The organism is Endozoicomonas sp. YOMI1 (genome assembly GCF_024606345.1).
Lineage (GTDB): Bacteria > Pseudomonadota > Gammaproteobacteria > Pseudomonadales > Endozoicomonadaceae > Endozoicomonas.
Genome location: NZ_JAHHPM010000528.1, coordinates 1 through 1,580 on the forward strand (window position 1 = coordinate 1; position 1,580 = coordinate 1,580).

Here is a 1,580-nt window from a genome sequence, read left to right on the forward strand (position 1 = left end):
TCGCCATAGACTGGCAAAAGCCTGCGAAGTCAGAAAGAAGCCTCGCCTGATAAGGGCGGGGAGTGTCACTCGATGCTCCCATAGAGTTCTGGTATGCGCGGGAACTGACGTCAGAACTGGGGTACGACCGCTGGGAAAACTTCGCCAAAGTCGTAGATAAAGCCAGAAATGCCTGTAAAAACTCAGGAAATCCTCAGGATGACCATTTTCGTGACGGCACGAAAATGGTCATCAGCAGGTAAATATCGCCAACACGTATAACTCTGCACCGGTGATGAAATTCGTGTAAGTCCTGCCAAGAACAAGATATGAGCTGTTAATAGCAACCTCTCTGAACTTATTGATCTGCCTGCTGTCATAGACTATTGTTGGGATATACAAAATAGATATACAGGATCAGGTATGGAAACAAGCGTATTCAGAAATAATCGTTCACAGGCGGTCAGAATCCCTAAAGAGCTAGAGTTGCCAGAAGGTACAAAACGCGTCAGGATTTCCAAGCGCGGAGAATCCATTTTAATCACCCCGATAAAAGGAGACTGGGACTCATTCTTTCAGATGGTCGATGAAAGTGCTGCCGAGTTCGAACGCGAACCTCAGCCTGATATGCAGCCCAGGGATATGGGGGACTGGGGCGAATGAACTATATCCTGGACACCAACATGGTTATCTTCGCCATGCAAAAAGGCGACCCTAAACGAGTGCGCCAGAAGATAGCCAGCCATAGTGGCGATCTGTTCATTTCTTCAATTACCTATGATGAACTGATGTTTGGCGTTTATAACTCTGACAGCGAAAAAAGAAAGCAGACCAAAATAGCCATGCTGAATGAGTTTTTGATGCGGGTGACCATTTTACCCTTTGACGAAAAAGCCGCCGATCATTCAGCCAATATCAGACAGCATCTTTATGCAACAGGCCTGCAAATCGGTGGATACGACAACCTCATCGCAGGCCATACCCGAAGTCTTGGTATGACCTGCGTCACCAATAATACCCGTGAGTTCACCAGGGTACCCTCCCTGTCCATAGAAGACTGGACAAATGAAAAAAAAGCACACTGAAGACCGGCTGGAAGATGCCATTGAGTTCGAACTGATTCATCAGGGCGGTTATCAAAAGGGCAATCCTGAAGATTATGATAGGGAGCAGGCACTGTTTCCCGAACAAGTGCTGTCATTTATCCAGACTACTCTGCCCAAGCCCTGGAAGGCTTTGCAAGCTATCCACAAAAGCGATACTAAAAAGGTGGTTCTGGCCGATTTGTGCAAAACCCTGAATAGCTCCGGCATGCTCAAGGTTCTGCGCCACGGTTTCAAATGCTTCGGCAAGTTACGGGTTGCTTTTTTTGCCCCTGGTAATCAGAAAAACCCTGACAGTCTCAAACTGTACAGCGAAAACCGCCTGACTATTACCCGCCAGGTGAAATACGACAAGGCAGGGAATAAACCTGACCTGATGCTATCAGTAAACGGCCTGCCAGTGGTCACGGTAGAGCTGAAAAATCCAAACTCCGGCCAGACCCTGGGTATTCCGGAAGCATTCGGCCACTGATTCCGGAAACATTCGGCCACCTATTC

General features: G+C 47.8%; 4 protein-coding genes. All 4 read left to right on the forward strand.

Going from position 1 to position 1,580, the window contains the following annotated elements:
- Nucleotides 1-62 precede the first annotated feature (62 nt).
- Entirely contained in the window at nt 63-242 is a 180-nt protein-coding gene (locus tag KDK15_RS18795; RefSeq protein WP_257296929.1) for a hypothetical protein, read from the forward strand.
- A 160-nt stretch (nt 243-402) separates the two neighbouring features.
- Entirely contained in the window at nt 403-642 is a 240-nt protein-coding gene (vapB, locus tag KDK15_RS18800; protein ID WP_257296930.1) for a type II toxin-antitoxin system VapB family antitoxin, read from the forward strand.
- Nucleotides 639-1,064 (forward strand): type II toxin-antitoxin system VapC family toxin, encoded by a 426-nt coding sequence (locus tag KDK15_RS18805; protein WP_257296931.1) that lies wholly within the window; start codon nt 639-641, stop codon nt 1,062-1,064. Before vapB ends, KDK15_RS18805 begins: the two co-directional genes overlap by 4 nt.
- A complete protein-coding gene (locus KDK15_RS18810; RefSeq protein ID WP_257296932.1) occupies nt 1,045-1,554 on the forward strand; it encodes a type I restriction endonuclease in 510 nt (169 codons plus the stop codon). Before KDK15_RS18805 ends, KDK15_RS18810 begins: the two co-directional genes overlap by 20 nt.
- Nucleotides 1,555-1,580: the final 26 nt, after the last annotated feature.

Excerpts from the sequence above, each read along its gene's own strand:
- vapB (WP_257296930.1), top strand. The coding sequence starts at position 403 with ATGGAAACAAGCGTATTCAGAAATAATCGTTCACAGGCGGTCAGAATC.
- KDK15_RS18805 (WP_257296931.1), top strand. The coding sequence starts at position 639 with ATGAACTATATCCTGGACACCAACATGGTTATCTTCGCCATGCAAAAA.
- KDK15_RS18810 (WP_257296932.1), top strand. The coding sequence starts at position 1,045 with ATGAAAAAAAAGCACACTGAAGACCGGCTGGAAGATGCCATTGAGTTC.